The sequence below is a fragment of the Pseudomonas floridensis genome (genome assembly GCF_002087235.1).
GTDB classification, from domain to species: domain Bacteria; phylum Pseudomonadota; class Gammaproteobacteria; order Pseudomonadales; family Pseudomonadaceae; genus Aquipseudomonas; species Aquipseudomonas floridensis.
In genome coordinates, this window is sequence record NZ_MUIO01000094.1 from 24637 (window position 1) to 31018 (window position 6382).

Annotated in this window: 6 protein-coding genes and 1 pseudogene; 2 read left to right on the forward strand and 5 right to left on the reverse strand. The window is 60.3% G+C overall.

The annotated features are described in order from the left end of the window. Positions 1 to 57 precede the first annotated feature (57 nt). Together tesB and BZK31_RS22115 are read left to right on the forward strand one after the other, a co-directional pair. Positions 58 to 927, forward strand: coding sequence for an acyl-CoA thioesterase II (gene tesB, locus BZK31_RS22110; protein ID WP_083185445.1), 870 nt, complete (start codon positions 58 to 60; stop codon positions 925 to 927). Continuing rightward, entirely contained in the window at positions 924 to 1514 is a 591-nt protein-coding gene (locus BZK31_RS22115; protein WP_083185438.1) for an HAD family hydrolase, read from the forward strand. The genes tesB and BZK31_RS22115 overlap by 4 nt, the downstream gene beginning before the upstream one ends. 93 nt (positions 1515 to 1607) lie before the next feature. On the opposite strand, the gene BZK31_RS22120 is transcribed toward BZK31_RS22115, so the two are convergent. The 5 genes and pseudogenes from BZK31_RS22120 to BZK31_RS22140 all read right to left on the reverse strand — a co-directional run. Further along, entirely contained in the window at positions 1608 to 2597 is a 990-nt protein-coding gene (locus BZK31_RS22120; RefSeq protein ID WP_083185439.1) for a hypothetical protein, read from the reverse strand. A 4-nt stretch (positions 2598 to 2601) separates the two neighbouring features. Further along, entirely contained in the window at positions 2602 to 3486 is an 885-nt protein-coding gene (ypfJ, locus tag BZK31_RS22125) for a KPN_02809 family neutral zinc metallopeptidase (RefSeq protein ID WP_083185440.1), read from the reverse strand. A 242-nt stretch (positions 3487 to 3728) separates the two neighbouring features. Then, the gene (locus tag BZK31_RS22130) at positions 3729 to 5015 is read right to left on the reverse strand and encodes an MFS transporter (RefSeq protein WP_083185441.1); all 1287 of its coding nucleotides are present in this window, start codon (positions 5013 to 5015) and stop codon (positions 3729 to 3731) included. Between the two features lie 153 nt (positions 5016 to 5168). After that, complete coding sequence (gene trmA / locus BZK31_RS22135; protein ID WP_083185442.1) at positions 5169 to 6254, reverse strand: tRNA (uridine(54)-C5)-methyltransferase TrmA; 1086 nt, start codon at positions 6252 to 6254, stop codon at positions 5169 to 5171. Then, a pseudogene (locus tag BZK31_RS22140) lies at positions 6251 to 6382 on the reverse strand (NCS2 family permease); the annotation flags it as partial. The pseudogene BZK31_RS22140 and the gene trmA, both read right to left, overlap by 4 nt.

Below are 6382 nucleotides of genomic sequence, written 5' to 3' on the forward strand. Positions count from 1 at the left end.
ACCACACCGGCCGCCGCTGCCCGGCGCGTACGGATACGTTTTGTGCGAGGGATGAACATGAGCCAAGTGCTGGATGATCTGGTTGAGCTGCTGACGCTGGAACCTATTGAAGAAAACCTGTTCCGCGGCCGCAGCCAGGATCTGGGTTTTCGCCAGCTGTTCGGCGGGCAGGTACTGGGGCAATCGTTGTCTGCCGCCAGCCAGACTGTCGAAGAAGACCGCCACGTTCACTCGCTGCACGGTTACTTTCTGCGTCCGGGCGATGCCGGTTTACCGGTTGTCTATCAGGTTGATCGTGTGCGTGACGGCGGCAGCTTCAGCACCCGTCGTGTTACAGCGATTCAAAAGGGCAAGCCGATCTTCACGTGCAGCGCGTCGTTTCAATACGACGAAGAAGGTTTCGAGCATCAGGCAACGATGCCGGACATCGTCGGACCGGAAAATCTGCCGTCTGAACTGGAGCTGATGACCCAGCGTGCGCACCTGATTCCCGAAGCGGTGCACGACAAGTTTCTGCGCCCGAAGCCCATCGAGTTTCGTCCGGTGACGGCTGAAGATCCTTACAACCCGCAGCCGGGCGAGCCGGTCAAATACGTGTGGTTCAGGGCCGATGGCACTCTCAACGACGCGCCCGCACTGCACAAGTACATGCTGGCCTATGCTTCCGATTTCAACCTGCTGACGACGTCACTCAAACCGCATGCCAAGACCGTCTGGCAGCGTGACATGCAAGTGGCCAGTCTCGACCACTCCCTCTGGTTTCATAACGACCTGCGCGCCGACGACTGGCTGCTGTACGCCATGGACAGCCCGTGGGCCGGTAATTCCCGCGGTTTCTCGCGCGGCAGTATTTTCAACCGCGCCGGGCAACTGGTCGCCTCGGTCAGTCAGGAAGGGCTGATCCGCCATCGAAAGGACTGGGCATGACACTTCACGACATTCGCCACTGGGTGTTCGACATGGACGGCACGTTAACCATCCCCGTGCACGACTTCCCGGCGATCAAGCGAGAACTGGGTATTGCGCAGGATGACGATATTCTCGGGCACCTCGCCGCGTTACCTGCGGCTGAATCTGCTGCCAAGCATGCATGGCTGCTGGAGCACGAACGCGAACTGGCATTGGGCGCGCAGCCCGCCGATGGCGCGGTCGAGCTCATTCGCGAACTCGCCGGACGTGGTTACCGACTGGGCATCCTGACCCGCAACGCCCGCGAACTGGCGCACATCACCCTGCAAGCCATCGGCCTGGATGACTGTTTTGCTGTCGAGGATGTGCTGGGTCGTGACGAAGCCACGCCCAAGCCGCATCCGGCTGGTTTGCTGAAACTGGCCAGCGCGTGGGACGTTGAGCCGAAAAAAATGGTCATGATCGGAGATTACCGCCACGACCTGGACTGTGGCCGCGCGGCGGGAGCAAAGACCATTCTGGTCAACCTGCCGCAAAACCCCTGGCCAGAACTGGCTGACTGGCACGCAGTGGATTGCGTGGCGCTGCGGGGGATGTTGGGCTGAGGCAGGTTTGCGTAAGTAGCATCTGACTCGGAGGGACACAGAGCGTCCCGAGCGGCATGCCGACGCGCAGCATCGGCATGATCGTCGGTCAGGTCAGAACGGTTTGAACAGCACCGCCTGGCCTTCGGGCGAGGTGAAAATCCCGTCGCCGTTGTGGCCGACTTTCGGCACGATCACCAGGCGCTGATTCAAGCCTTCCGGGTGACGCTTTTGCAGGTAGCTGAAGTAGCTCTGGCCACGAATCAGGCGATAGGCGCCTTGTGCTTCAGCGGCGCAGGTCTTGTCCAGCGCAGGGTGATTGCGGTCGGTGTCCAGTTCACCCAGCAGATACGTGACGTCACGCTTCACGTAGCCTTTTTCGATGTCCGCCGGTTTTTCCTTGCCCGAGTAGAACGGCATTTTGTTCAGACCGTATTTCCAGTCGTTGAAGTCGGGGCAGCTCTGCGCGGTCACCGGCTCAGGTCGTTCGGCGTCAAAGTAGGCGTAGGACGACGGATTGGCGATCACGTAACGCAGTTTCACGCCTTCACGGGTGAGCAGGGCATCTTCCTTGCCGCCGATCATGGCGTAGCGCTGCACCACCTGAGCACCGCCGGAGTGGCCGGCAATCACGATTTCCTTGAGGTTGGGGAACAGCTTGCTGTCACTCAGGCGCTTGAGAATGTGGTCCAGCACCAGGAATGAACTGATCGGCTTGGGATTGCTGGCAGTCGCGCCTTCCATCCAGCTGTTCTGGCGCCAGCGCAGGATGTTTTCCGGCAGGTGGTGGGCGACGATGTCCTTTTCATCCAGAAACTGTGGCGCGATCAGCAACGTTTTGCTGCGTTCTTTCGACTGGTTGGCAGCGCGTTCGATGCTGCGCAGGTAGGTCTGCGCATTGCGCAGGCGACCGTGCAGCACGATCACCACCCGCTCGATTTTCGGTTTTGGATGAACCCACTCCTGGCTGAGACCCAGCGTGGCTTCGGCACCGTTGATGGCCAGACGGTCCGGGCTGATGGATTTAACCGCTTGATCCTCGGCATGAGCCCCGAAGCTCACGAAGGCAGTGCTTAACAACAGGACCAGAAGCGGTTTAATCATGTGCTTAGAGACTCTTGGCGGCGAACGTATCGCATTGGGTGATTTGGCCTTGCGCAAAGCCGGTCTTGAACCAGCGCACTCGCTGGGCGGAAGTCCCGTGGGTAAAGGAGTCCGGTACGACCCGGCCGCTGCTTTGCTGCTGCAAGCGGTCATCGCCAATGGCGTTGGCAGCGTTCAGCGCTTCTTCAATATCACCCGGCTCAAGCCAGTTCAAACGATTTTGTGCGTTGTAGGCCCAAACACCTGCGAAACAGTCAGCCTGAAGCTCCTGACGCACCAGTAATCCGTTGCTGCCTTCCATGGGTTGACCGGCCTTGCGGGCGGCATCGACCTTGGCGGAAATGCCCAATTGGGTCTGCACGTGGTGACCGACTTCGTGAGCGATCACATAGGCTTGGGCGAAATCACCCGCAGCGGAGAAGCGCTGTGACATTTCGCGGAAGAAATCCAGGTCCAGATAGACCTGCTGATCGGCCGGGCAGTAGAACGGGCCGGTTGCCGAGGTCGCAAAACCGCAGGCGGAGTTGACCTGGCCGCTGAACAGCACCAGGGTCGGGTCCTTGTACTGGCGACCGTTCTGGGCGAAGACGGCGCGCCAGGTATCCTCGGTATCGCCCAGAATGCTGCGCACGAACTCGGCCTGCTGGTCGTTGGCCGGCGGTGCCTGCCGGGTTTGCGAGCTGGTCGGTGCGCTTTGCTCGGACATCTGGCCGGTCAACTGACCGAGGATCTGCATCGGGTCCTGGCCGGTCAAAAGGCCAATGGCGACGACGATCACGATGCCACCCAGGCTCAGACCCTTGCCCCCGATGCGCATGCCTCCGCCGCCGCTGCTTTCACCACGTGCATCGACCACGTTGTCGCTGCGTCGGCCTTTTTTCCAGAGCATGTCGGATCCCTCTTCTTGTCGTGCAATAAGTGTTGCTGGTGAAACCAATACGCGCCAGCCCGTCGTATAGCCAGTGAAACACGGGCGGCGCAATGCAGGATGCGACCTATAGAGGGTAGGGGAGACCGATTGGTTCTAGGCGCTGTACTAAAAGAGGCTGCGCTCGCCGATTTTTCATGCAGGGCCCAATAAGCAGTGCCGCCATGCCGGTGTTTCTGAAACCAGGGGCGCTGCCTGGATGATCAATGGACTTTCGCGGGCCTGCTGTCTGAGGTGTCCTTGGGCGTGGCGTCGGCAAAGCGATCGACCTGGCGCAGCGATTTGAAGCCGGTCATCCAGGCACCCACCACGCCCAGCGTACAGACGCCGCCCATGATTGCGGCCGGAATCGCGCCGATCAGCGAAGCGCTGGTGCCGGCGCGGAATTCGCCCAGCTCGTTGGAAGAGCCGATAAACAGCATGTTCACCGCGTTAACCCGTCCGCGCATGTTGTCCGGAGTGGAGAACTGTACCAGCGCCGACCGGATGAAGACGCTGACCATGTCCGCAGCCCCGGCGATCAGCAGCGCCAGGCACGACAGCCAGAACAGCGTGGACAGGGCGAACACCAGGTTCGCCACGCCGAACAGACCGACGGCCATGAACATGGTCATACCGACATTGCGATCCAGCGGGCGAATGCTCAGGTACACCCCGGTCGCCAGCTCACCCAGACTCATTGAAGCACGCAACATGCCCAGCCCTTGTGGGCCGAGGTTCAGCACTTCGTGAGCGTAGATCGGCAGCAGAGCTACCACGCCGCCGAGCAGTACCGCGAACAGGTCCAGCGAGATGGTGCCCAGAATGATGGGGCGTGAGCGGATGAAAGCAATTCCTGCCGTGAAGCGACCCCATGCACTGTCGCCCAGGTTCACCGGCTTGCCGGCATATGGCGTTGCAACGCGCACAAGTAGCAAAATTCCGGTGATGAACGCCGCCACGCACACCGAATAGGTCAGTTCCGCGCCGCCCAGCCAATACAGGTAACCACCGATCAGTGGGCCGCCGACGGTCGAGCAGCGCATGATCACGCTGTTGGTAGCAATCGCCGAAGCGAGCTGTTCACGCGGAACGATCTGCGGCAACAGGCTTTGCAGGGCCGGGCCGGTAAAGGCGCGGGCGCAGCCATACAGCATCAATGCACCGTAGATCAGCCGCAGATCCTGCAGATTGAGCGCCGAGAATACCAGGAGGATGATCCCGCAGACCGCCTGTACACCCCAACTGATCATCAAAATGACCTTGCGGTTGTAGCGATCGATCAGATCGCCCGCAGGCATCAACAGCAGCAACATCGGGATGAACTGGGCAAGCCCGACGTAGGCCAGCGCCATGGGCTGACGGGTCATGTCGTAGACCTGCCAGGCGACCACCACTGCCTGAATCTGCATGGCGAACACCGCCATCAGGCGTGACAGGATGAAACTGACGAAGCCAGGCTGGCTGGACAGCTTGACAGAGGTAGCGGCGGCGGGGGATTCAGAGCTCAAGACAGACTTCCATCGAAGCAGTGTATTCGCGTTACGGGTTATACCTCAGCTCATAGATAGGATGCTAACGAAAAAAATGGATGGAGCGTTTGGCGGGGCGTTTTTGTTTGATCGTGCCCCCCCGCAGGGCACGATCATCGGATCAAACAGGATTCAACGCCTGACCAGCAGTACGCCTGATTCCATATGGTGCGTGTACGGAAACTGATCAAACAAGGCGCAGCGCTCGATCCGGTGGGTATCGTGCAACTGGGCGATGTTGGCAGCCAGGGTTTCCGGGTTGCAGGAGATATAAAGAATGCGCTCGAAACGGCGCGTCAGTTCGCAGGTGTCGGCATCCATGCCGGCGCGCGGGGGGTCGACGAACACATTGCCGAATGTGTAACTCTTGAGGTCTACGCCCTGCAGGCGACGAAACGGACGAACCTCTTTCAGGGCCTGGGTCAGTTCCTCGGCCGACAGACGCACCAATGTGACGTTATCGACGGCGTTGTCTTGCAGATTGCTCAATGCTGCGTTGACCGAGGTCTTGCTGATTTCGGTGGCCAGCACCTTGCGCACACGCGTTGCCAACGGCAGGGTGAAGTTGCCGTTGCCGCAATACAACTCCAGCAGGTCGTCACTGCGCTCGCCCAGCGCGTCATATGCCCAGTTGAGCATCTTCTGATTCACCGTGCCGTTGGGCTGGGTGAAGGCGCCTTCCGGCTGGCGATAGCTGAACGTGCGTCCGGCCACGTCCAGCTTTTCGGTCACGTAATCATGACCGATGACCAGACGCTGGCCCTTGGAGCGACCGATCAGGCTCACCTTCAGCTCAGCAGCCAATACCTGGGCCTCAGCCTGCCATGCGTCGTCCAGTGGGCGGTGATAGCACATTGTGATCATCGCATCGCCAGCCAGGGTGGTCAGGAAGTCCACCTGAAAGAGCTTGTGGTTCAGCGTCGGTCTGGCTTCCCAGCGATCACGCAAGACTGGCATCAGCGCGTTGATACGCTCGCTGGCAATCGGCAGGCCGTCGAGCAGAATCGGCGTCTTGTTGTCGCCCGGCGCGAACATCGCGTAGTAACGCTTCTGGTCTTCGCGCCACAGGCGAAACTCGGCTCGCAGGCGATAATGCTCGCGCGGCGAGTCGAACACCTGAGGTTCGGGCGCATCGAACGGTGCCAGCAGTTCACGCAGGCGTACGGTCTTTTCTGCGAGCTGGCGGTCGTAGCTCGCGGGGTCGAAAGGAACACTCATGCGTTGAACCAGCCCAGCTTGATCACGAACAGGATCGACAGGATCACCAGCGCGGCATTCAGCTCGCGCCCGCGGCCCGACAGCAGCTTGATCGCCGTCCATGAAATGAAGCCAAAGGCGATGCCGTT